The sequence below is a fragment of the Photorhabdus machadonis genome, assembly GCF_052657765.1.
The window spans coordinates 2,590,744-2,612,962 of the sequence record NZ_CP199761.1; the positions used below are offsets into that span (position 1 = coordinate 2,590,744).

General features: G+C 42.6%; 22 protein-coding genes and 2 pseudogenes. 17 read left to right on the forward strand and 7 right to left on the reverse strand.

From position 1 onward, the window contains the following. Positions 1-52: 52 nt before the first annotated feature. The 3 genes from ACUN2T_RS12345 (at position 53) to tyrR (ending at position 4,351) form a co-directional block, all read left to right on the forward strand. Positions 53-1,450, forward strand: a complete 1,398-nt coding sequence (locus ACUN2T_RS12345; RefSeq protein WP_445497706.1) for a YcjX family protein — start codon at positions 53-55, stop codon at positions 1,448-1,450. Beyond that, a complete protein-coding gene (locus ACUN2T_RS12350; RefSeq protein WP_445497707.1) occupies positions 1,447-2,511 on the forward strand; it encodes a YcjF family protein in 1,065 nt (354 codons plus the stop codon). Before ACUN2T_RS12345 ends, ACUN2T_RS12350 begins: the two co-directional genes overlap by 4 nt. 256 nt (positions 2,512-2,767) lie before the next feature. Continuing rightward, positions 2,768-4,351, forward strand: a complete 1,584-nt coding sequence (tyrR, locus tag ACUN2T_RS12355) for a transcriptional regulator TyrR (protein WP_445497708.1) — start codon at positions 2,768-2,770, stop codon at positions 4,349-4,351. Positions 4,352-4,392: 41 nt separating this feature from the next. Here the strand turns inward: tyrR and tpx are convergent, their stop codons facing one another. Continuing rightward, positions 4,393-4,896, reverse strand: a complete 504-nt coding sequence (gene tpx / locus ACUN2T_RS12360; RefSeq protein ID WP_445497709.1) for a thiol peroxidase — start codon at positions 4,894-4,896, stop codon at positions 4,393-4,395. Positions 4,897-5,066: 170 nt separating this feature from the next. On the opposite strand from tpx, the gene ACUN2T_RS12365 reads away from it, so the two are divergent. Together ACUN2T_RS12365 and zntB are read left to right on the forward strand one after the other, a co-directional pair. Beyond that, complete coding sequence (locus ACUN2T_RS12365; RefSeq protein WP_445497710.1) at positions 5,067-6,689, forward strand: peptide ABC transporter substrate-binding protein; 1,623 nt, start codon at positions 5,067-5,069, stop codon at positions 6,687-6,689. A 27-nt stretch (positions 6,690-6,716) separates the two neighbouring features. Further along, positions 6,717-7,700 carry a zinc transporter ZntB gene (gene zntB / locus ACUN2T_RS12370; RefSeq protein WP_445497711.1) on the forward strand — a complete coding sequence of 328 codons (984 nt, stop codon included), beginning with the start codon at positions 6,717-6,719 and terminating at the stop codon, positions 7,698-7,700. A gap of 356 nt (positions 7,701-8,056) precedes the next feature. On the opposite strand, the gene ttcA is transcribed toward zntB, so the two are convergent. Together ttcA and ACUN2T_RS12380 are read right to left on the reverse strand one after the other, a co-directional pair. Further along, complete coding sequence (gene ttcA / locus ACUN2T_RS12375) at positions 8,057-8,986, reverse strand: tRNA 2-thiocytidine(32) synthetase TtcA (RefSeq protein ID WP_445497870.1); 930 nt, start codon at positions 8,984-8,986, stop codon at positions 8,057-8,059. A 364-nt stretch (positions 8,987-9,350) separates the two neighbouring features. Next, the gene (locus ACUN2T_RS12380; RefSeq protein ID WP_445497712.1) at positions 9,351-9,632 is read right to left on the reverse strand and encodes a hypothetical protein; all 282 of its coding nucleotides are present in this window, start codon (positions 9,630-9,632) and stop codon (positions 9,351-9,353) included. A gap of 461 nt (positions 9,633-10,093) precedes the next feature. Between ACUN2T_RS12380 and ACUN2T_RS12385 the strand changes: the two genes are divergently transcribed. From ACUN2T_RS12385 to ACUN2T_RS12410, 6 genes and pseudogenes are all read left to right on the forward strand, one after another. Continuing rightward, complete coding sequence (locus ACUN2T_RS12385; protein WP_445497713.1) at positions 10,094-10,426, forward strand: DMT family transporter; 333 nt, start codon at positions 10,094-10,096, stop codon at positions 10,424-10,426. 48 nt (positions 10,427-10,474) lie between these two features. Further along, the gene (locus ACUN2T_RS12390; RefSeq protein ID WP_445497714.1) at positions 10,475-10,780 is read left to right on the forward strand and encodes a putative hemolysin; all 306 of its coding nucleotides are present in this window, start codon (positions 10,475-10,477) and stop codon (positions 10,778-10,780) included. Between the two features lies 1 nt (position 10,781). After that, a pseudogene (locus ACUN2T_RS12395) lies at positions 10,782-10,889 on the forward strand (Arm DNA-binding domain-containing protein); the annotation flags it as partial. A 96-nt stretch (positions 10,890-10,985) separates the two neighbouring features. Next, positions 10,986-11,161 (forward strand): annotated as a pseudogene (locus ACUN2T_RS12400) (type II toxin-antitoxin system HicA family toxin). A 53-nt stretch (positions 11,162-11,214) separates the two neighbouring features. Further along, on the forward strand, positions 11,215-11,622 hold the full coding sequence (locus tag ACUN2T_RS12405; protein ID WP_350306106.1) for a type II toxin-antitoxin system HicB family antitoxin: 408 nt from the start codon (positions 11,215-11,217) through the stop codon (positions 11,620-11,622). Between the two features lie 101 nt (positions 11,623-11,723). Further along, the gene (locus ACUN2T_RS12410) at positions 11,724-11,876 is read left to right on the forward strand and encodes a hypothetical protein (RefSeq protein WP_445497715.1); all 153 of its coding nucleotides are present in this window, start codon (positions 11,724-11,726) and stop codon (positions 11,874-11,876) included. Positions 11,877-11,884: 8 nt separating this feature from the next. Here ACUN2T_RS12410 and dsbB read toward each other — a convergent pair whose 3' ends face one another. Together dsbB and nhaB are read right to left on the reverse strand one after the other, a co-directional pair. Further along, positions 11,885-12,394: a disulfide bond formation protein DsbB gene (gene dsbB / locus ACUN2T_RS12415; RefSeq protein WP_445497716.1), complete on the reverse strand. Its 510-nt coding sequence runs from the start codon at positions 12,392-12,394 to the stop codon at positions 11,885-11,887. Between the two features lie 179 nt (positions 12,395-12,573). Continuing rightward, positions 12,574-14,121 (reverse strand): sodium/proton antiporter NhaB, encoded by a 1,548-nt coding sequence (nhaB, locus tag ACUN2T_RS12420; RefSeq protein WP_445497717.1) that lies wholly within the window; start codon positions 14,119-14,121, stop codon positions 12,574-12,576. A gap of 222 nt (positions 14,122-14,343) precedes the next feature. Here nhaB and fadR point away from each other — a divergent pair, with 222 nt between their 5' ends. The 4 genes from fadR (at position 14,344) to ACUN2T_RS12440 (ending at position 19,028) form a co-directional block, all read left to right on the forward strand. After that, positions 14,344-15,063 carry a fatty acid metabolism transcriptional regulator FadR gene (gene fadR, locus ACUN2T_RS12425; protein ID WP_445497718.1) on the forward strand — a complete coding sequence of 240 codons (720 nt, stop codon included), beginning with the start codon at positions 14,344-14,346 and terminating at the stop codon, positions 15,061-15,063. Between the two features lie 526 nt (positions 15,064-15,589). Further along, positions 15,590-16,900, forward strand: a complete 1,311-nt coding sequence (locus ACUN2T_RS12430; protein WP_445497719.1) for a D-amino acid dehydrogenase — start codon at positions 15,590-15,592, stop codon at positions 16,898-16,900. Position 16,901: 1 nt separating this feature from the next. Further along, on the forward strand, positions 16,902-17,978 hold the full coding sequence (gene dadX, locus ACUN2T_RS12435; protein ID WP_445497720.1) for a catabolic alanine racemase DadX: 1,077 nt from the start codon (positions 16,902-16,904) through the stop codon (positions 17,976-17,978). 297 nt (positions 17,979-18,275) lie between these two features. Next, on the forward strand, positions 18,276-19,028 hold the full coding sequence (locus ACUN2T_RS12440; protein WP_445497721.1) for a MipA/OmpV family protein: 753 nt from the start codon (positions 18,276-18,278) through the stop codon (positions 19,026-19,028). 80 nt (positions 19,029-19,108) lie between these two features. Here ACUN2T_RS12440 and ACUN2T_RS12445 read toward each other — a convergent pair whose 3' ends face one another. After that, complete coding sequence (locus ACUN2T_RS12445; RefSeq protein ID WP_445497722.1) at positions 19,109-19,987, reverse strand: D-hexose-6-phosphate mutarotase; 879 nt, start codon at positions 19,985-19,987, stop codon at positions 19,109-19,111. Positions 19,988-20,113: 126 nt separating this feature from the next. Further along, positions 20,114-21,109, reverse strand: a complete 996-nt coding sequence (gapA, locus tag ACUN2T_RS12450) for a glyceraldehyde-3-phosphate dehydrogenase (RefSeq protein ID WP_445497723.1) — start codon at positions 21,107-21,109, stop codon at positions 20,114-20,116. A 341-nt stretch (positions 21,110-21,450) separates the two neighbouring features. On the opposite strand from gapA, the gene msrB reads away from it, so the two are divergent. Beyond that, positions 21,451-21,861 (forward strand): peptide-methionine (R)-S-oxide reductase MsrB, encoded by a 411-nt coding sequence (msrB, locus tag ACUN2T_RS12455; RefSeq protein WP_445497724.1) that lies wholly within the window; start codon positions 21,451-21,453, stop codon positions 21,859-21,861. Between the two features lie 84 nt (positions 21,862-21,945). Then, positions 21,946-22,215 (forward strand): YeaC family protein, encoded by a 270-nt coding sequence (locus tag ACUN2T_RS12460; RefSeq protein ID WP_133812892.1) that lies wholly within the window; start codon positions 21,946-21,948, stop codon positions 22,213-22,215. Positions 22,216-22,219 lie beyond the last annotated feature (4 nt).

A 22,219-nucleotide genomic window follows, 5' to 3' on the forward strand; every position in this document is an offset into this window, starting at 1 on the left:
TATTGCTGGGTTGACATAATGAAATTGTCGTAAGACTTACCATAGGACAGATATGAAACGGCTACAAAATGAATTAACGGCGCTTGTTAACCGCGGAATGGATCGTCATTTACGGTTAGCTGTTACAGGATTAAGCCGTAGTGGTAAAACAGCGTTTATCACATCTTTGGTTAATCAGTTACTTCATCTCAATAGCGGCGCCCGGTTGCCGCTATTTTCCGCTATGCGTGATGGCCGCCTGCTGGGAATAAAACGGGTTCCTCAACGGGATTTGGGTGTTCCTCGTTTTGCTTATGATGAAGGATTGACCGCGCTTTATGGTACACCTCCCGCCTGGCCAACACCGACACGGGGTGTCAGTGAGATCCGTTTGGCACTGCGTTATCGCTCTGAGGATTCTCTGCTGCGCCATTTTAAAGAGACTGCCACGTTATATCTGGAAATTGTCGATTATCCCGGCGAATGGCTATTGGATTTGCCGATGTTGGCACAAAATTATTTAGCATGGTCACGCCAGATGAATGGCTTATTACAGGGACAGAGAGCCGAATGGGCAAAACCCTGGCTGGAACTGTGTAAACAATGCGATCCACTGGCACTGGCGGATGAGAATCTATTGGCTGCTGTTGCTCTGGCATATACGGAATACCTGATGAAATGCAAAGAGCAAGGGTTACATTTTATTCAGCCGGGGAGATTTGTTCTGCCGGGTGAAATGATGGGGGCTCCGGCTTTACAATTTTTTCCGTGGCCGGATATCCGTTATATCGCGGAGTCACAGTTTGCTCAGGCAGATCAACACACGAATATCGGTATGCTGCAAAAGCGTTTTGAATATTACTGTCAGTCGGTCGTGAAGGGGTTTTATAAAGAGCATTTTTTGCGTTTTGATCGGCAAATTGTGTTGGTGGATTGTTTACAGCCATTAAATAGCGGGCCACATGTGTTTAATGATATGCGTCTGGCTCTGACACAATTAATGCAGAGTTTTCATTATGGTAAACGAACACTCTTTCGCCGCCTGTTTTCCCCTTGCATTGACAAATTAATGTTTGCTGCCAGTAAAGCTGATCATGTCACCGCAGATCAACACGCCAATCTGGTTGCTTTACTGCAACAGTTGGTGCAGGAGGCCAGACAGAATGCGGCTTTTGAAGGTATCAGCATGGATTGTGTTGGTTTGGCATCGGTACGGGCGACAGAAAGTGGAATGATTGAACATGATGGCGAAAATGTGCTGGCGCTGAAAGGACACCGTTTGACAGATGGTAAGTTACTGACCTTTTTCCCTGGTGAAGTGCCACGGAGTTTACCTGGGGATAATTTCTGGCAAAAGCAGGGTTTCTGTTTCGAAGAATTCAGTCCCCGTCAGGTAAATATGGATACACCATTGCCGCATATCCGGTTGGATACCGTGCTGGAGTTTTTACTGGGAGATAAAGTGAAATGACAGATTCCCTGAAGCCAAGAATTGACTTTGAAGAACCCTTATTGGAGTCGCAAGAACCAGTTTTAAAACCCGCTCAGATCTTTGATGGAAAAGACACCGCGAATTTCTGTCCTGCTTCACCAGAGCTTGAGGCTGAAGAGGACGAAGGTCAGGTAGAAGGAATCGTGAATGCGGCATTGAAACCCAGACGCAGTTATTGGCGCAAAATGGTCTATGGCGCTCTGATTTTACTGGGGATGAGTGTTGTTGCTCAATCTGTGCAGTGGATTTATCGGTCATGGCAGCAACAGGATTGGATCGCGTTAGGTGTGGCCGCAGCGGGGGGCATGATCGTATTTGCGGGTATGGGTTCTGTGGTCAGTGAATGGCGTCGTTTTTACCGGCTAAGGATGCGTGCTGAAGAACGTGATATAGCGAGAGAACTACTGCAAAATCATGGTGTGGGTAAAGGCCGGGCATTTTGCGAGAAGCTGGCAAGTCAGGCGGGTATTGAGCCGCATCACCCGGCGTTACAGCGTTGGCAGGCTGCTTTACATGATACACATAACGATCGTGAAGTGGTGGCGTTGTACGGTAAATTGGTTCAGCCTGTTTTGGATTCTCAGGCAAGTGCTGAGATCAGCCGCTATGCTGCGGAATCCGCATTAATGATAGCCGTCAGCCCGTTGGCTATTGTCGATATGGCATTTATTGCCTGGCGCAATATCCGGCTGATTAACCGTATTGCTGCACTGTATGGTATTGAACTGGGATATTTCAGTCGTATTCGGCTTTTCCGTCTTGTGTTGCTTAATATTGTTTTTTCGGGTGTTGCAGAGGTGGTGCGGGAAGTGGGGATGGATTGGTTATCTCAGGATATCGCGGCGCGTCTTTCTGCCAGAGCTGCTCAAGGGATTGGTGTGGGTTTACTGACAGCCCGGCTTGGCATTAAAGCGATGGAGTTATGCAGGCCATTGCCTTGGATAGAAGGTGATAAACCTAAATTAGGAGATTTCCGTCGCCAGCTAATCACTCAACTTAAGAATATCCTGCCAAATAAATCTAAGAACCCAGTTGATTAAATGATATATACTTTAATTCTATACTAACGCACAAAATATCCAGATAACGGCAGAATTTTACGTTATTTTATTAAACCGTCTTATAGTTAATCTTAGAATCTGTTTATTTTAGTGAAAGTTTCAAATGCTGTGTTATTTACTCCACTAAAAAACCGGAGTCTTGTCAATTTTTACTGACAGAATGCTTCATATGAATAATCGTAGAGAGTAGTATTTAGCAAAATTATATGTATTAGTGTAAATAAGGTCAAAACAGATGCGCTTAGAAGTTATTTGCCATGATCGAATCGGGTTGACCCGGGAATTGCTTGATCTACTGGTATTACAGGATATTGATTTGAAAGGGGTGGAAATATCCCAAACTGGTCGGATTTATCTTAATTTTTCGCCCGTTGATTTCAATATATTCCGTAGATTAATGGCAGAAATTCGCCGTATCAATGGTGTTATTGATGTCCGTACGGTCTCTTTTCTACCTTCGGAAAGAGAACACAAAGCGATGTGCGCACTGTTGGAATCTTTGCCTGAGCCTGTTTTTTCAGTTGATCTAAAAGGAAATATTGAGCTTGTTAACTCTGCTGTGTTCAAGCTGTTTGGCGCTAGTGAGGAAGAAATCTATCAAAAACCTATCGGGCAGTTTATCAGCGGTTATAATTTCACGCGCTGGTTTGAAAATAAAAATATCCAGCAACGGGTGGAAAGAATAACGCTCAAAGGTCTGGACTACCTGATGGATATTATGCCAATTCAACTGGCTGACGAAAAGCAGCAAATACAGTGTGTCGGCACTGTGATCATGCTCAAATCCGCTGCCCGGATAGGTCATCAACTGAAAAAACTGACTGTCAATGATGGTGGTGAGTTTAGGAAAATTATCTCTGTTAGCCCCAAAATGGCTCAAGTTATTGAGCAGGCCCGTAAAATGGCGATGTTAGATGCGCCACTGCTTTTGATTGGTGAGACAGGAACCGGTAAAGATATTTTGGCAAAAGCTTGTCATTTGCACAGCTTGCGCGGGAAACAGCCCTTTCTGGGATTAAACTGTGCATCTATGCCGGATGATGTCGTAGAAAGCGAACTGTTTGGCTATGCTGCCGGTGCTTATCCTAATGCTATTGAAGGGAAAAAAGGTTTCTTCGAGCAGGCCCATGGTGGCACTGTTTTGCTGGATGAAATTGGCGAAATGTCGCCACAGATGCAGATTAAGCTACTGCGTTTTCTTAATGATGGGACTTTCCGCAGAGTAGGGGAAGAAAACGAAGTCAAAGTGAATGTCAGAGTCATCTGTGCTACACAGAAAAACTTGGTTGAATTAGTACAGCGGGGGGAATTCCGTGAAGATCTCTATTATCGCCTAAATGTACTGACTATTATGCTTCCGCCATTGCGTGATCGTAAAACGGATATTATGCCGCTGGTGGAATACTTCATAGAGCGCTTTTCTGAAGAACAAGGGGTACCGAAACCTAAACTGTCCCCTGAACTTTCTCACTTTCTGGCGAGTTACAGTTGGCCCGGTAACGTAAGGCAGTTACAGAATGCCATCTATCGGGCATTGACTCAGCTTGAAAATATGGAGCTGGCTCCGCGGGATATACAGCTGCCGGAATTTGAAACAGAGATCTCTTTTAGTGAAGATGTGTTCAATGGTTCTCTGGATGAAATCAGTAAACGTTTTGAACGCTCGGTGTTAACGCGTCTTTACCGGCACTACCCAAGTACTCGTAAACTGGCTAAACGCCTTGGGGTATCGCATACTGCGATTGCTAATAAATTAAGAGAATATGGCCTGAGTAGCAGGAAGCATTCTATTGGGCATGAATTGGATCATGATGAGTGAAATAATGCCCACTTAAAGTGGGCATGATAAAACCAATGGGTTTATTTCAGTGCCGCCAGTGCGCTGTCATAATCTGGTTCATTAGTGATTTCATCAACTAATTGACTGTAAATCACGTTATCGTTTTCATCAAGCACAACGACTGCCCGGGCTGTGAGACCCCTCAGAGGGCTGTTGCTGATAGCAACGCCATAATCTTCAGTGAAAGTACCGCCACGCAGAGTAGAAAGAGTGACCACATTAGATAACCCTTCCGCGCCGCAAAAACGTGATTGCGCAAAAGGCAGATCGGCGGAAATACACAATACAACGGTGTTTTCCAGGTCATTTGCGACCTGATTAAATTTGCGGACCGATGCTGCACAAACACCGGTATCGATGCTTGGGAAAATATTCAGCACCTTACGTTTTCCGGCATAGTGGCTGAGAGAGGCGTCGGAGAGATCTTTGGCTGTCAGAGTAAAATCTTTCGTTTTTTCCCCTGATTTTGGGAAATGGCCGCTGACGGAAATATCATTGCCTTGAAATTTTACTGTTTGTGTCATAGTTTTCTTCCTCTGATAGATGAACCACAGCCTCCCAGTGTAGAAGAATAGTGGGCTCTTGCCCATCAAAATAGCGTCTATGAAGTAAAATTGTCTGATTGTGCCCCTTTGACAATGGTTTATAATTCGGTTCTGGAATAATTATTTTACATACAGGGCAGATTACCTTCATGCGCTATTTCAGCTTGACTTCATGTGCACTACTAATCAGTGGTTTCTTTCTTATTGCTTCGGCCTTCGCTGCGGAAGTGCCTCCCGGTACTCAGCTTAATGTTAGACAAGAATTGGTACGCCACCTAAAAGACGAACCGGCATCCTTAGATCCAATTAATGCGGTGGGCCTGACTGAAGCTCAGGTTCAGCGTGATCTGTTTGAAGGGTTGGTAGATCAGGATGCGTATGGCAATGCAATCCCCGGCGTCGCGACAGCGTGGAAAACGGCAGACAACAAAACCTGGTTTTTTACGTTACGCTCTGATGCCCGTTGGTCAAATGGGGAATCGGTTACTGCGGCGGATTTTGTGTATAGCTGGCAGCGATTAGTCACCCCAGTGAATACCTCTCCTTTTGCCTGGTTTGCCGCACTGGCGGGTATTGAGAATGCGCAGGAAATTATTGACGGGAAATTGCTGCCTGTAAAACTGGGTGTTAAGGCCATTGATACGCACATATTACAGGTGACGCTAAATCGGCCTGTGCCTTATTTCCCTAACCTGACCGCGAATTTCAGTCTTTATCCGGTCAATAAGAAAACGGTAGAAAAATATGGGAAAGAATGGATAAAAGTTGGTCATTTGGTGGGGAACGGTGCTTTCAAATTACACGATCGGGTTGTGAATGAGAAAATCGTTCTGACGCCAAATCCTTATTACTGGGATCATAAAAAAACAGTGCTGACCAAAGTCACATTCGTACCCATTAATCAGGAATCGCACGCGACTAAACGCTATCTGGCTGATGATCTGGATATTACCGAATCCTTCCCGAAAAACATGTACAAAAAGTTGAGCCATGAATTACCTGGGCAGGTTTATACGCCAGATCAATTGGGCACCTATTATTATGCTTTTAACACCCAGCGTGCCCCAACCAATGATGCCCGAGTGCGTAAAGCGCTTTCTATGGCGATTGACCGTAAAGTCATTGCGGAAAAAGTATTGGGAACAGGAGAGAAACCCGCCTGGCATTTCACGCCGGATGTGACTGCCGGTTTTCATCCTGTGATCAGTGACATGGAACAACACACACAAGCCGAGCTGGACCAACAGGCTAAGATGTTGTTACAGGCGGCGGGTTATGGCCCGAACAACCCACTGAAACTTTCTTTGCTCTATAATAGTTCTGAAAACCATCAGAAGATTGCTATTGCTGTCGCCTCTATGTGGAAGAAAACACTGGGTGTACAGGTGAATCTGGTGAATCAGGAATGGAAAACGTATATTGATAACCGCAACACCGGCAATTTTGATGTTATCCGTGCATCTTGGGTGGGGGATTACAACGAACCATCCACGTTTCTGAGCCTGTTGACTTCAACACATAGTGGCAATATTGCCAAATTCCATCAGGCTAATTATGACAAACTACTCCAATCTGCCAGTTTGCAAACGGATGATACTCGGAGAAATGATGATTATAACAAAGCGGAACAAATGATTGCTGAACAGGCCCCTATTGCCCCGATTTATCAGTATACGAACGGGCGGTTGATAAAACCTTGGTTAAAAGGATACCCGATCACCAATCCTGAAGATGTGGCTTATAGCCATACTATGTACATTATCAAGCACTAATAAGCACTAAATAGTAAGGAGCTGGATGTGGAAACAATTTATGGTTCATCATTTAAAGATGCCGATGCAGTCTATACCTGTCAGTTTGATGGTCAAGGCGGAATGACAGCGATAGAGATGGATGCATTCGCCACACCAGCTCAACCTTTCTGGCAACATTTGGATTACCGTAATCCCAAGAGTTATCGCTGGATAATAGAGACAGATTTATTACCCGAATCAGTTAAAGCAGGGTTAGCTGGGGAAAGTTTGAGGCCGAAAATAATTCGTATCGGCGATGGTACGATGATCACGCTGCGAACAATTAATAGCAATGAAAGTGAGCGTCCCGATCAACTGGTGGTGTTCCGTATTTATATTAATTCTAAAATTGTTATTTCCAGCCGCCACCGTAAAATTCATTCCCTTGAACAGATATTGAGTGATTTGCAAAATGGCATCGGCGCACAAACTACCGGGCACTGGCTGGTCGATATGGTTGATGCAATCACTGATGAAGTTGGTAATTTTATTGAAGATCTTCATGACAATCTTATTGAGCTTGAAAATATGATTCTGGAGCAGCGGATACCGGGGCGGGGTGGATTGGCCTTGCTGCGTAAGCAATTGATTATTTTGCGTCGTTATATGGCACCTCAGAGAGATGTATTTGCCCGTCTTGCCAGTGAAAGATTACCTTGGATGAGTGATGAAGATCGTCGGCGGATGCAGGAGATTTCCGAGCGTCTGGGAAGGGAATTGGATGATTTAGATGGTTGCATTGCCCGTACCGCCATTATTTCAGATGAAATTACATCAATGATGGCGGATGCGATGAATCGTCGTACTTATGTCATGTCATTATTTGCGATGGTTTTTTTGCCAACAACATTCCTGACCGGATTATTTGGCGTCAATCTTGGTGGTATTCCTGGCAATGAATATTATTTGAGTTTTAGTATTTTTTGCTTGTTATTACTGGGATTGATTATATTTGTTGCGTGGTGGTTAAAACGCAGTAGATGGTTATAAAAATCAAACGATTGTTCAGAGAAATAAAACACAACTACTGGGAAGTATAGCTAAAACTGACCCTTAATTTGAGATATATCAATACTCACTTGGCGTCATTGAGGCATTATGACACCCGCAGGTGAAGACAACGTTAAGCGATGAACGTTGTTCTCCGTAATTGTTGTTTTTCTCACATGAGTCTTTATACAAAATAATTGCCCATTTTTGTGCCGATATTATTTTTTAATATCGGCATTTTTTATTTTTCATTGCTGTTGTCAGCAGAGTAGGGAAATAGTCAATAAAAATGGCAGTGAAAAATAAAAGAAAATTACCGCCCTGAAATACATCCGGAGCGGTATTATTGAGGGTAACTATTTTACTTCGACAATATCCAGCCGTTCTGATTGATAATTGGGTTGATCTTCTATATCAACGGCGGGTTGTACAGGTAATTCTTCGCGATCAAAAGCGAGATCACCACCATCAATAACTTCACTTCCATGAGTAATATTTTTAAAATCGAACAGATTAAAATCACTGAGATGGGATGGAACGACATTTTGTACCGCGCGGAACATCGTTTCAATTCTTCCTGGATAGCGTTTATCCCATTCCCGCAACATATCCTTGATAACCTGACGTTGTAGGTTTGGTTGCGAGCCACAGAGATTACAAGGAATGATAGGAAACGCTTTGGCGATTGCATAGCGTTCAATATCTTTCTCACGGCAATAGGCGAGGGGACGGATCACAATATGCTTACCATTATCACTCATCAACTTCGGTGGCATCCCTTTTAGTTTGCCGCCATAAAACATATTGAGAAACAGGGTTTGCAAAATATCATCGCGGTGATGGCCTAATGCAATCTTAGTTGCGCCCAACTCGGTCGCGGTGCGATATAAAATGCCCCGACGCAGACGGGAACAAAGAGAACACGTTGTTTTGCCTTCGGGTATTTTTTCTTTCACAATGTCGTAAGTGTTTTCTTCGACAATTTTATATTCGACACCGAGTTCATCCAGATAAGCGGGAAGGATATGCTCGGGAAAACCTGGCTGTTTCTGATCCAGATTAACTGCAACAAGTGAAAAATTAACTGGAGCACTTTTTTGCAGATTTTGCAGGATGGACAACAAGGTATAGCTGTCCTTACCACCGGAAAGGCAGACCATAATACGGTCGCCTTCCTCAATCATATTGAAATCAGCGATGGCCTGACCGACATCACGGCGTAAACGTTTCTGTAATTTGTTCTGGTTATATTGTGCTTTTTGATCCACCACGGACGCTCTGTAAATAATGTTCAAATGGGATTTAGGGGGGAGAGTATACCATTTTTATCACCCAGCACCTTAAAGAGTTTGTGTGGATTTCGCACGTTTTTACCCGTTAATTTTGATGAATTAACGGCTTTTTCTGTTATAGAAGATAAGGATTGCGCTTTTAGATTGACTGTAGGTGGGCGGATTCGACTAACTAATAAGTGCAATTTAATCATGGCTTGACTGTCGCGCAGAATGTCAATTATCAGCCGCTAAACTTCATTAAACCATTACGATAATTTTATCTATTTTTTTCTTATTTATTTTGTAAATGACTATAAATATAACGAGAAAAAGAATGGCGGAAATATAAGAAATAAGTAAGATGATAAAAGCGGCTCTATTCATAACCACCTGCAAGGCCTCCACCGGCTATACAAAGTCCAACCATCAAACCATCAGTTGCAGCCCCAAGAGCAATACATGCTGCTCCTATACTGCCCAGATATTCTCCAGTCATTCCCCCTCCTGTTCTACCAAAAAATCGACTATATTCCTTAACTGCTACTTTTTCACATTGTCCTGATTGTCCGTAATTACAGGCATCAATCACCTGCCCGGTGGTATCAATAAAATCCAGACCGATCGCAATACGACCACCATACTTCATCCATTTAACCATTTTTTCACCTTGGATAATTTGCCCCTCAAAGCGTTTTGATTTTTAAATAAGATTACTCGAATTCAGACAGTATACGTTTCTTTTAGTTCCACAATGATTGCCTAATCAGATAATAGGATTGTTTTTAATTTATAAATATATCGGTGCTTAATCCCTCGACGCTATATTTTCCCAAGCCCAAGTGATGGTAAAGGTTATCGCGCTGAATGATTTTGGTCTGAATCGCAAAACAGGAACCTACCATTAGCACTTTTCCATATTTCTTGTAGAATCTTTCCAACGATCTTCCTGTCATCAGGATACTTCTGCGGGCACGCTGTAAATAATGTTTAAATTGGATTTAGGGAACGAAATATATCATTTTTGTTACGTTACTCTTGCCAGAATTTGTGATAGATTCAGCTCGTTTTTGTCTATTGGTGTTGTTTAATTTATGTTTTTCTGTTACGGCGAGTAAAGTTATGAATGGATTTGTATATTTAGCAATGGCAATTGTTGCTGAGGTTGTGGCAACTGCTTCATTAAAAGCTTCCGATGGGTTTAGTAAATTATTCCCTTCTATACTGGTCATTGTTGGATATGGCATTGCTTTCTGGGCATTATCTCATGTAGTTAAAGTTGTGCCATTGGGAGTTGCCTACGCGATATGGTCTGGTCTTGGTATTGTGCTGGTTTCTGTTGCGGCGATATTTTTATATCAGCAGAAGTTGGATTGGGCGGCCATGTTAGGTATGGCGCTGATCATTGCGGGCGTTATGGTAATAAATTTGCTTTCTAACAGCAGTGCACATTAATTAATGATGCTGCATAGTTTTCCCTGAATTGTTTTTCGGAGAAGAGATATGTTGAATATCGACGATAAGAAGAGATTCAATAAATTTTTATTAGGAGCGATGGTCTTTAATTTTGCTTTATTAGCTGGCTGTAGTAGTCAAACAGGGAAAACATTTGCCCAATATCAAGCGATACAATATTCCCAGCCAGAAATTGGTCTTGGAATTGATGCCAGAGCAACTTGTATTTATGCAGGTGGTACACCTGCATTAGCCATACAATTAAATGGTACACAAACACCGGTTTGTCAGTTAGTGAATGGCAAACGTTGTGATGAAAGGGCGTTATTGCAAGGTTCTTGCGCACCCATTTAAAAGGGATGGTTTATCTGTTCGTGTTACTCCAAAAAGGAAAGTAGTTTTTCAGTTCAGATATTGCTGGGATGGAAAAGGGGATCGAATTGACATCGGTACGTATCCGGCGATGAGCGGGCTTTTTGCTTTGTTGTATACTCTCTCATCGATAATGTAAGCAAAAATGTTTATGCTTGTTTTAAGTTAAACAACAGGAGAGGAGGTAGTGAAGCAAAGCGAATTTCGTAGAGGCTGAGATCTCAGGGAGCAGAATTTAAAGATGGTACAAATCATCTGAAGATTTTCCTGAATGGCAAGCAAACAACAATGCCACGGCATTCTAGTAAAGAGATCCCCGAACCATTGAGGAAATTGATACTGAAACAACTTGGCATTAAATAATAAAACTGGCCAAAAAATGGGCCGGTTATTCGCCGCGCTTTACTAAATACACTATGCGATATCCGGTGAAATTTGAACACGATGAAACGGGATGGGCGGCCATGTTTCCCGATATTCCCGAAGCGTTAACCGGGGGTGAAACAAGAGAAGAAGCGCTAAAAATGGCGCGGGATGCTCTTGTCACTGCGTTTGATTTTTATTTTGATGATCAGCGTGAGGTGCCAATGCCTTCTAGTGAAGGTGAAGCCTTTGTTGATGTTCCGGCAAGTGTTGCAGCGAAGGTGTTGTTGTTAAATGCAATGCTGCAAACAAAAACGAGTAATGCAGAGCTGGCGAGAAAATTAGGAACACGTCCGCAAGATGTTCAGCGCATAGTTTCTTTACGCCACAGCACGAAAATTGACACTGTAGAGAACGCGTTAAATGTTCTTGGTAAGAGATTGGATCTTGCCATCACTTGACAATCATTTCGTATCATATTGTTATTCACAGGCTGCGCATTGCGTGGCCTTTTTCTTTTCTCACACCCGTTAAACGGGATTAAAACCCCAGCGGGGAACTCATGGATAAGAAGCCTGAAATCTGGATCTTTAAAGCAAATCAGGCAACTGCCTGTTATGAGCAGGAACATGCCGTTGGGATTACGGTGGTAGATACCTTTAGGCATGATTCTGCGAGTATATTTGATTCACCAGCTAACCGTTTTAACGTCTGAATTGGCAGTTATTTACGATCAAAAAATTGGCTGATTAGCACCAATACAGCAGCAACCAGATAAGCGGCAAAAATACCAATTAACCATTGTGGCATCTCTAATGACAGAAATTGCCATTGTCTTGCTGAACAATCACCGGAGGCTTCAAACACCGAAGGGAGCCATTTATCCAATGCCAGCCATGAAGGAAAGTTTACAAAAAAATCACAAGTATTAAATGGGGAAGGATATAACTGGATCATAGTATGTTCCCATGCCAATTGCAGGCCACGCCAGGCACTGTAGATCCACAAAATAATAGCCAACCAACGTAACGGTGTTTTTGGTGCGATTGCACCCAGTAATCCCGTGCCTAACACACCAAACAGAGCAACCCGCTCATAAATACACATCACACAGGGCTGTAATTTCATCACATGTTGAAAATATAAGGCTGAACCTTCCAGTATCAAGGCAGTGAAAGTCATTAACAGCCATGCGCTTCGTCCTTGAGAATAGTGGTTTAAAAATCGCATCATGTCCTTTTTTCCATGCAGATAAGATAAGTCATTGAACGCCTATTTTGCCGCCTAAAATGCAACAACAAAAGTCAATTAAAGTAAATCTGTTTTTTTGGATAAAAATTAAAGCCGGATTGAGTGTAATCAGCGATCAATCCGGCATGGGTAATAACGTTATGAAATAAATTTGTTACCGGTTATGGCAACGCGATTAAACCCCACTGGACCATGATATCAGTCATCGGAATTAACAGAAATTCCACACATAACAAACCCACCAGAGTCATCACAATGGTGTAGGGTAATGCCATTATGACCATTCGACCATAAGACAAACGAATTAAGGGTGATAATGCCGAGGTTAATAAGAACAGGAATGCAGCTTGCCCGTTAGGTGTTGCAACGGAAGGCAGGTTAGTACCGGTATTAATGGCAATCGCCAGATATTCAAATTGTTTGTGTGAAATTAGCCCTTCTTGCAGAGCAGCCTTGGCCTCATTGATATAAACCGTACCAACAAACACGTTATCTGACACCGCTGAGAGCAGGCCATTAAACAGATAGAATAGGGAAAGCTGAGAAGTTTCTGAAGCCTGCAAAACGAATTGAATAAATGGTGTAAACAGTTGTTGGTCAACTATCACTGCAACAATCGAAAAGAATACCGTTAATAATGCCGTGAATGGTAATGCCTCTTCAAACGCTTTGCCCAGCGCATGTTCTTCCGTGATACCACAAAAAGAGGTGGCCAGAATGATCACTGACAGACCGATCAGACCAACCTCTGCCAAATGAAATGCCAGAGCGACAATTAACCATAGGCCAATCAGTGCCTGAGCAATAAGCTGCGCTTTTTCCTGGCGGGTTCGTTTTGCGCTGGTTTTTTTATCATAATTTTCCAGTACTTGCCGGACGCGTTCCGGCAATTCTGCACCATAACCGAATATCTTAAAGTGTTCGATCAAGAAACAGACCAGCAGTCCACAGATAAAAACAGGCAAGGTAACCGGAGCCATGCGAATAAAGAAGGTGACGAAATCCCAGCCAACACTTTTGGCGATAATCAGATTTTGGGGTTCTCCCACCATGGTCATCACACCCCCGAGTGCAGTCCCTAAACCTGCATGCATCATCAGGCTGCGTAAAAAAGCACGAAACTGTGCGAGTGTTTGTTTCTTTTTCTCTGCATCAATATGACGATCATTATTCGGCAGCAGTGCATCATGTTGATCAGAGATAAAATTGTTATAGATAGAATAGAAGCCAAGGGAAACACTAATAACCACGGCGATAACTGTCAGGGCATCAAGGAATGCTGAGAGAAATGCGCTGGTTAAACAGAATGCCAGGGCAAGCATCCGTTTGGATTTTATGGAAAGAAGCAATTTAGTGAACGCAAATAACAATAACTGCTTCATAAAGTAAATCCCTGCGACCATAAATATCAGCAGTAGAATCACTTCCAGATTATTAGCAATTTCATGACCAATTTGTTGAGGTGAGGTCATACCGATGATGACGGCTTCAATTGCCAACAAACCACCGGGTTGTAACGGGTAACATTTAAGTGCCATTGCCAAAGTAAAGATAAATTCGACAACCAGCAGCCAGCCGGCAACAAATGGGGTGACGAAGAAGAATACAAGTGGGTTGATGATGAGAAAAGCGATGATAGTCAACTTATACCAATTCGGCGAGTTGCCGAGAAAGTTTTTTATCGCCGCTTTCCGGGTATTGGTTTCCATGGTAGTTAAAATTCCTCTAAATTCATAAAGTCGTGTTCTCTAAACAATAGTACGCTTTAATATAAAATATTTTAAGGGAGATTGGGTACAGTTAAACAATTCGTGTGCTTTTTTCGTGACCGTTTTTGTGGTTTCTAGACTAGACAGCTATATTGAAGGGGCGCATTCTGATATAATTTCATCTATTATTAGTTGAAAAATCCACGTTGGAATAACAAAAATATGGTCATTAAGGCTCAAAGTCCCGCAGGTTTTGCGGAAGAATATATTATTGAGAGTATATGGAACGGCCGTTTTCCTCCTGGTTCTATTCTTCCGGCAGAACGTGAATTATCTGAGTTGATTGGTGTAACAAGGACTACCTTGCGTGAGGTATTGCAGCGTTTGGCACGTGATGGTTGGTTAACTATTCAGCATGGTAAGCCAACAAAAGTGAATAACTTTTGGGAAACATCCGGTCTTAATATTTTAGAAACATTGGCTCGTCTTGATCACGATCGCGTTCCTGAGTTGATTGATAACCTACTGGCGGTGAGAACGAATATTGCTGCAATATTTATTCGTACGGCTTTTAGGCATAATCCGAGTCAGTCATTGGACGTGTTGGCAAAAAAAGAGAATGTGGAAGATAACGCTGAGTCTTTCAGCGCTCTGGATTATGATCTTTTCCGTGGTTTGGCTTTTGCTTCAGATAATCCAATTTACGGCCTTATTATTAATGGGTTGAAAGGGCTATATACTCGTGTAGGGCGTTATTACTTCTCTAATCCTGAGGCACGCAAGTTGGCGTTGAACTTTTATCAGCAACTGGCGATGTTATGCCGTGATAAATCTTACGATAAAGTGATGGAATGTGTACGTAACTATGGTAAAGAGAGCGGTATCATTTGGCACAGTATGCAAAGTACGATGCCAAGTGATTTAACTGAAGTTTGTCGTTGATATGATATCTCGTTAGTCTTTTTACTTAATGCCAAGTCTTAATCCAATTCATTAGTTTCAAATCAAAACTATTTTGAATTGACCCGGGACAGAATGTTCTGCCCCGGGAATTTTGTTGCTTTTTTCTTCTTATCTCAAGTCAATCATCAATGTGTTAATTTAAGAATATTATTCTTAGCTTGTGGATTTTGTTTGGATTTTTATTTCGATTAATTGATGGTTATTGGTATCTTGTGGTTGTTTGATTGATTTATCATTTTCACTGAAAAACTAAGAATAATGACTGGATACGCAATAATTAGTGTGCGATATAAATCTTAATTTTTATTTTAATTTCATCATCTTAGTATTAATTATTGTAAGTTGGTTGTGTATAAGCAACAAATGTTCTTGTTGCATAAATGTAATCTTATTGTGACCTAAATCATAAATGTAGATTATTGACGCTACCGAGGATTGTCCTATATTGGTTTTTTTTAGGCAGCATATTATGCTTGGCTAAATTTTTAATCATCAGGGGACCGTGATGAAAATCCTTGTTTTAGGTAGTGGCGTTATTGGTGTAACCAGTGCCTGGTATTTGGTACAGCAAGGTCATGAAGTAACCGTTATTGATCGTCAGGGAAGTGCTGCACAGGAAACCAGCGCAGCGAATGCCGGTCAGATCTCGCCGGGATACGCGACGCCGTGGGGAGCGCCAGGTATCCCATTGAAAGCGATTAAATGGATGTTTCAACGTCATTCTCCACTGTCTATTCGTCCTGATGGCTCGTTGTTTCAGTTACGCTGGATGTGGCAGATGTTGCGCAATTGTGATGCCAGCCACTATGCAATCAATAAAAGCCGGATGGTACGGCTGGCAGAGTACAGCCGTGACTGTATCAAACAGTTAAGGGCAGATACCGGTATTCAATACGAAGGTCGTCAGGGGGGCACACTTCAATTATTCCGCACCAATAAGCAGTTTGATAATGCGATGAATGACATTGCGGTTCTTGAGCAAGAAGGTGTGCCTTACAACCTGTTAACGGCAGATAAACTGGCGACGGTCGAGCCGGCACTGGCTCATGTCGCTCATAAACTGACGGGAGGCTTACAATTACCGAACGATGAAACGGGGGATTGTCAGCTTTTTACCAAAGAATTGGCAAAAATAGCAGAAACGGCTGGGGTCACGTTTTTGTTTAATAAACAGGTCAAACAGTTGCTGGTAGAAGGGCATCGTATTACCGGTGTCCAGTGTGAAGATGGTGTTATGACGGCAGACAGCTATGTTGTTGCGATGGGGGCTTATTCCACTGAACTGTTGAATGGTCTTGTTAAAATCCCGGTATATCCACTGAAAGGTTATTCATTAACTATGCCTATCGTAGACGCAGAACGGGCTCCGGTCTCGACTGCGTTGGATGAAACATACAAAATTGCGATCACCCGGTTTGACAATCGTATTCGTGTTGGCGGCATGGCAGAAGTTGTGGGCTTCAATTTGAATGTGCTTAAAGCACGTTGTGAAACATTAAAAATGGTGGTGCAGGATCTCTATCCGGGCGGGGGCGATATTGCTCAGGCTAATTTCTGGACAGGCTTACGGCCAATGACACCAGACGGTACTCCAATTGTTGGTCCGACTGACTATAACAATCTCTACCTCAATACAGGACATGGCACGTTAGGATGGACAATGGCATGTGGTTCCAGTCAGTTACTGGCTGATCTTATTTCCGGTAAGAAGACTTCCATTGCCTCTGATGATTTATCAGTATTCCGTTATGTTAATGGTTTCAATACGAAATTAGGGCCATTGGACCATCAATTGCACACTGAACTGAGGGGCTGATATGCCACGTCCGATTTCGGCAACGATTCATCTTGATGCGTTGAAAAATAACCTGGCGACTATTCGTAATAGGGTCGGTAATAGCAAAATCTGGTCTGTAGTTAAAGCAAATGCTTATGGGCATGGCCTGCGTTGTCTATGGCGGTATCTCGATCAGACAGATGGATTTGCTTTACTTGAGTTAAATGAGGCCATTTTATTGCGGGAGCAGGGTTGGCAGCGGCCGATCTTGTTGTTGGAGGGGTTTTTCAAACCGGAAGATTTGCCGATAATTGATCAGTATCAGTTGACAACGGTGGTACACAGTCATTGGCAACTTAAAGTAATAGAGATGGCTAATTTGAGTCGGCCAATCGATATTTATCTAAAACTAAACAGCGGCATGAATCGGTTGGGGTTTCCTGCGGATCAATATAGAGAGGTTTTATTGCTGGCAAGGAGTATCCGGCAGATTGGGCAAATCACGTTGATGTCGCATTTTGCGAATGCAGATAATAAGGCAATTGGCGTTACTGAACAACTTAACGTTATTAATTCAGTCAGTCAGGGCTTGGATATTGCTCAATGTTTGGCTAATTCAGCCGCTTCTCTGTGGTATCCGCAAACTCATCGGGATTGGGTACGTCCCGGTATTGTGCTTTATGGCGCTTCTCCCAGTGGAAAGTGGAAAGATATTGCGGATATTGGGTTGAAAGCTGTGATGAGTCTGAAAAGTGAGATTATTGCCATTCAGCATCTCAAGGCTGGGGAAAAAGTGGGCTATGGCGGTAAATATACAGCATCAGGTCCTATTAGAGTCGGTACCGTTGCCTGTGGTTATGCTGATGGCTACCCCCGTAGAGCAATGACGGGAACACCGGTTATTGTCGATGGCGTCAGAACTCAGGTGCTAGGTGCAGTATCAATGGATATGTTGTCAGTGGATTTGACGCCTTGTCCGCAGGCCCAAATTAGCAGTCCTGTTGAATTATGGGGGCAAAACCTGCCAGTGGATGATGTGGCAGAGATCCTTGGAACTATTGGTTATGAATTGTTGTGTGCATTGGCGGATCGGGTCCCGGTATCTATATGTCGTTAAATATCAATATCGCTAACTATCAGACAGGATGGTTTTGTTCTGATAAAGAGAATGATAAATAATAATTTATTGCTGGTATTATTACAGAATATAAGTTATCTATTCCATTAAATGAATATATCTGTGTTTCACATATAGATTTGTTTGTTTTTGTGAGGAAAATTAAGCGGAATTTAGACATATAGTGCTTTCTGGGCAGAAATACTACGTTATTACTTGGAAATAGGGGAAATGATCTCTTACACTTACACTTGATAATAGACAATCGCATAATTGTTTTATAGGAAATAGTTTATAATGATCAACAAAACAAAAGTTCTAGCGGCAGCCATCACTTTTTGTTTTTCTTCATCGGTAGCTTATGCAGGGCAGTGGTCAGTTGGCGCATCTGTTCTAGCTCAGTCACCACCTTATAAGGGAGTAAAGAGTGAAGATAAAGTGTTACCTGTTCCAATGGTTAATTATGAAACTGACAATTTCTATTTTCATACTTTAGCTGCTGGGTATTATTTGTGGAACGAACCGAAAGACAAATTATCTTTGGATGTATATTATTATCCTCAAAGTTTCAGCCCAAAAGATAATGAAGATAAGCAGCTGAAAAAGCTAGATAAACGTCACGATACCATGATGGGCGGTTTTAGTTATCGTCATATTGAAGATTGGGGAACGTTACGCAGTTCTTTTTCGGCGGATACTTTAGGTAAAAGTAAAGGGATCACGGTTGACCTGGCATATTTATATGACTTTGAAATAGGGAGTTTGTCGTTACAACCAGGATTAGGTGTGGTCTGGAATAGTAAAAAACAAAATCGTTACGAATATGGAATTAAAGAGCGTGAATCACATCGTAGCGGGTTGGAAAAATATACTCCAAGTGATAGTTGGACTCCCTATCTGGAATTATCTGCCAATTATGAATTTAACCAGACATGGTCTGTATTTATGATGGGGCGGGTTGAATGGCTACCGGATGAAATTAAAGATAGCCCAATGGTTGATAAATCATATTCAAGTATCGTTTGGACAGGTATTACATATAGTTTTTAATTACCCGAAACGATAATACCGGATAGAGACTGAATTCACCGGATTGTATTCAGTCTTTTTTGTGGTTTTTTTTGAGATATTTATTGATGGTCTTTCCGGCAGCGAATGACAACTGAAATGTGGGCTGGGCGATCATTTTTGGCAATTAACGGTTTATTTATACGGGCTGTTTCTACACAAATCATATTTTTGTAACCTTCATCACACATATCTTTCATATTATTCGATAACTCAGCACCGGGATTCCAGCATACAACATCACTGTGATGGTAATGGTGAATTTCAATTGTTCGTTTCAATGAGTTATCTCTTATCAGATTAAAATCTTCTGGTGCTGTATAGATGCGGTCAGTGTGGCCGGTGAAAGTAAGATCTTCTCCTGTTGTGTATTGCTCTTTGTCAGCAATAGTATCAATAAAATGTTTACCCAGACCACTGACTGAAATCCGATTAATATTGCCTACATTCAGATAAGTGTGCAGAGCGCAGGTTGCCTGATAATCACCATAGGTTTCCAGCTCCACTTCACAGGTTTCACACAGTTTGAAGCGGGCAATCAAGGTAAAATCATAAGGCCACAATTTACGGGTATATTCGTTGTCTCTCAGTGTGAAGGTTAATATTACGCCATTTTCATGTTCATTATGTGCACTGAATTCCCAGGGAAGCGTTCTGGCAAAACCGTGATTTGGTGTTCTTACGGGGCCAAACCAGGGCCAACAAATAGGAATACCCCCACGGATAGCAGTGCCTGCTTTAAATGCTGTCTTCCTGCTTAACCACAATCCCGGCTCTTCATCACTGGGTTGCCAGGCGATGAGGTGCGCCCCTTGCTGGCTGATTGCGCCACGAACTTTAGGATGAGACACGACTATCAATGGGAAGCCATCTATATTCCGTTGACTGATGGAAGGGGAGATCTGCTCTGCAATCGGTAACGCAAAAATTTTATCACTCATGTGTTATGACCTTATAAACCCACAGCAGGCATATTGCATGGCCCAAGAATAACGCATGTTGTAAGCAGATTAAAATAAAAGAGCTGCCAGGAAAGGCAGCTCTTTTCAGGCAGGGTGATAACTCAGTTATTTAGAGATGTGAGTGATCAGATCCAGAACTTTGTTAGAGTAACCTGTTTCGTTGTCATACCAGGAAACCAGTTTCACAAAATTGTCATTCAGAGCGATACCGGCTTTTGCATCAAATACAGAAGTCAGTTTTTCGCCGTTGAAATCGTTAGACACCACGTCATCTTCGGTGTAACCCAGAACGCCTTGCAGTTCACCTTCAGCCGCGTCTTTGATGGCATCACAGATTTGCTGATAAGTCGCTGGTTTTTCCAGACGTACAGTCAGATCAACAACAGAGACGTTAGGCGTAGGAACACGGAAAGCCATACCGGTCAGTTTACCGTTCAGCTCAGGGATAACTTTACCTACTGCTTTCGCCGCACCGGTAGAAGATGGGATGATATTCTGAGCGGCACCACGACCACCACGCCAATCTTTCGCAGAAGGGCCATCCACTGTTTTCTGCGTCGCAGTGGTTGCGTGAACAGTGGTCATCAGGCCTTCAACGATGCCGAATTTATCATTGATAACTTTAGCCAGCGGCGCCAGACAGTTAGTGGTGCAAGAGGCATTGGAAACAATGTCCTGGCCTGCGTAAGCTTTGTGGTTAACCCCCATAACAAACATAGGTGTGTCATCTTTGGACGGGCCAGTCAGAACCACTTTTTTCGCACCCGCAGTGATGTGCTTACGTGCAGTTTCATCAGTCAGGAAGATACCTGTTGCTTCTGCAACAACATCAACGCCCACTTCATCCCATTTCAGGTTAGCGGGATCTCTCTCTGCTGTAACACGGATAGTTTTACCGTTAACAACCAGATGGCCGCCTTTTACTTCAACCGTTCCATTGAAGCGACCGTGAGTTGAATCGTATTTCAGCATGTAAGCCATGTATTCGGCGTCCAGCAAATCGTTGATTGCGACGATTTCGATGTCTGAACGTTCTTGTGCAGCACGGAAAACAATACGGCCAATACGACCAAAACCGTTGATACCTACTTTGATAGTCATAGTGTTCCACCAGCTATTTTTTAGTGAATTAAAAATTATTACTAAAGTTACCAAAACCTTGCCAGCCGTCAAGCGGAATCGTGTCAATAGTCGAAAAACATCGACTTTGAGTACACCATTCAGACGCTTGCTATACGGTACCAGCAATCGATTAGCTCATCATTATCGGGGCACCGACAGATATTGAAAGTTAATCGGTTAGATATGCGAGTCACATCACAATATAGTAGGATAAACATCTTCAGTTAACCGCTTAAAATAGATTCCACTGATGTAATGTTAATCTTTTGTTATTATCATTTGATTTTATTGAAAACATGAGTCTTATTAAGGTGGTCGTTATGGCTAAGAATCCTGATGTTTCCCTTTATACAGAACTTACTGATATTCAGCGGCATGTGACCCAGAATGCCGGGACGGAACCGCCATTTTCGGGGAAATTGTTACATAATAAAAAAAGTGGCATGTATCATTGTCTGTGCTGTGGGCAGCCGTTATTTCTGTCCAATACTAAATTTGATTCGGGCTGCGGTTGGCCGAGTTTTTACCAGCCTGTCAGTGATGATGCGGTGCTGTATCTTGATGATAATAGTCATAATATGCAGCGTATTGAAGTTCGTTGCCGCCATTGTGACGCTCATTTGGGGCATGTGTTCCCTGATGGCCCGAAACCGACAGGAGAACGTTTTTGTATCAATTCGGCTGCGCTAAGTTTCACTGATGAAAATACAGATGAGAAAACAGTAGGTTAAGCATTTTATTATTGCCGGCATTGCCGTTAATTTATGTAAGAAAAATCGTTTCAGCTAATTCTGGAAAATAATGAGGAAATATCAATGGAACTGGATGATCTGTTATCAGTAATGACACCAGAGATATATCAACGCTTGGTTCAGGCAGTTGAACTGGGTAAATGGCAGGATGGTGTTCCTTTAACTGTAGAGCAGAAAGAGAATAGCCTGCAAATGATTATGCTGTGGCAAGCAAGGCATAACCATGAACCTGAACATATGACCATCGGTACTGATGGTCAGTTGGTGATGAAGAGTAAACAAGAACTGAAAGCGGCCTTTCAGTCTGAAATGGTGGCGACATTCAAGCCGTAATCTT

Excerpts from the sequence above, each read along its gene's own strand:
- ACUN2T_RS12345 (WP_445497706.1), top strand. The coding sequence starts at position 53 with ATGAAACGGCTACAAAATGAATTAACGGCGCTTGTTAACCGCGGAATG.
- ACUN2T_RS12350 (WP_445497707.1), top strand. The coding sequence starts at position 1,447 with ATGACAGATTCCCTGAAGCCAAGAATTGACTTTGAAGAACCCTTATTG.
- tyrR (WP_445497708.1), top strand. The coding sequence starts at position 2,768 with ATGCGCTTAGAAGTTATTTGCCATGATCGAATCGGGTTGACCCGGGAA.
- tpx (WP_445497709.1), bottom strand. The coding sequence starts at position 4,896 with ATGACACAAACAGTAAAATTTCAAGGCAATGATATTTCCGTCAGCGGC.
- ACUN2T_RS12365 (WP_445497710.1), top strand. The coding sequence starts at position 5,067 with ATGCGCTATTTCAGCTTGACTTCATGTGCACTACTAATCAGTGGTTTC.
- ACUN2T_RS12380 (WP_445497712.1), bottom strand. The coding sequence starts at position 9,632 with ATGGTTAAATGGATGAAGTATGGTGGTCGTATTGCGATCGGTCTGGAT.
- ACUN2T_RS12385 (WP_445497713.1), top strand. The coding sequence starts at position 10,094 with ATGAATGGATTTGTATATTTAGCAATGGCAATTGTTGCTGAGGTTGTG.
- ACUN2T_RS12390 (WP_445497714.1), top strand. The coding sequence starts at position 10,475 with ATGTTGAATATCGACGATAAGAAGAGATTCAATAAATTTTTATTAGGA.
- ACUN2T_RS12405 (WP_350306106.1), top strand. The coding sequence starts at position 11,215 with ATGCGATATCCGGTGAAATTTGAACACGATGAAACGGGATGGGCGGCC.
- ACUN2T_RS12410 (WP_445497715.1), top strand. The coding sequence starts at position 11,724 with ATGGATAAGAAGCCTGAAATCTGGATCTTTAAAGCAAATCAGGCAACT.
- dsbB (WP_445497716.1), bottom strand. The coding sequence starts at position 12,394 with ATGATGCGATTTTTAAACCACTATTCTCAAGGACGAAGCGCATGGCTG.
- nhaB (WP_445497717.1), bottom strand. The coding sequence starts at position 14,121 with ATGGAAACCAATACCCGGAAAGCGGCGATAAAAAACTTTCTCGGCAAC.
- fadR (WP_445497718.1), top strand. The coding sequence starts at position 14,344 with ATGGTCATTAAGGCTCAAAGTCCCGCAGGTTTTGCGGAAGAATATATT.
- ACUN2T_RS12430 (WP_445497719.1), top strand. The coding sequence starts at position 15,590 with ATGAAAATCCTTGTTTTAGGTAGTGGCGTTATTGGTGTAACCAGTGCC.
- dadX (WP_445497720.1), top strand. The coding sequence starts at position 16,902 with ATGCCACGTCCGATTTCGGCAACGATTCATCTTGATGCGTTGAAAAAT.
- ACUN2T_RS12440 (WP_445497721.1), top strand. The coding sequence starts at position 18,276 with ATGATCAACAAAACAAAAGTTCTAGCGGCAGCCATCACTTTTTGTTTT.
- ACUN2T_RS12445 (WP_445497722.1), bottom strand. The coding sequence starts at position 19,987 with ATGAGTGATAAAATTTTTGCGTTACCGATTGCAGAGCAGATCTCCCCT.
- gapA (WP_445497723.1), bottom strand. The coding sequence starts at position 21,109 with ATGACTATCAAAGTAGGTATCAACGGTTTTGGTCGTATTGGCCGTATT.
- msrB (WP_445497724.1), top strand. The coding sequence starts at position 21,451 with ATGGCTAAGAATCCTGATGTTTCCCTTTATACAGAACTTACTGATATT.
- ACUN2T_RS12460 (WP_133812892.1), top strand. The coding sequence starts at position 21,946 with ATGGAACTGGATGATCTGTTATCAGTAATGACACCAGAGATATATCAA.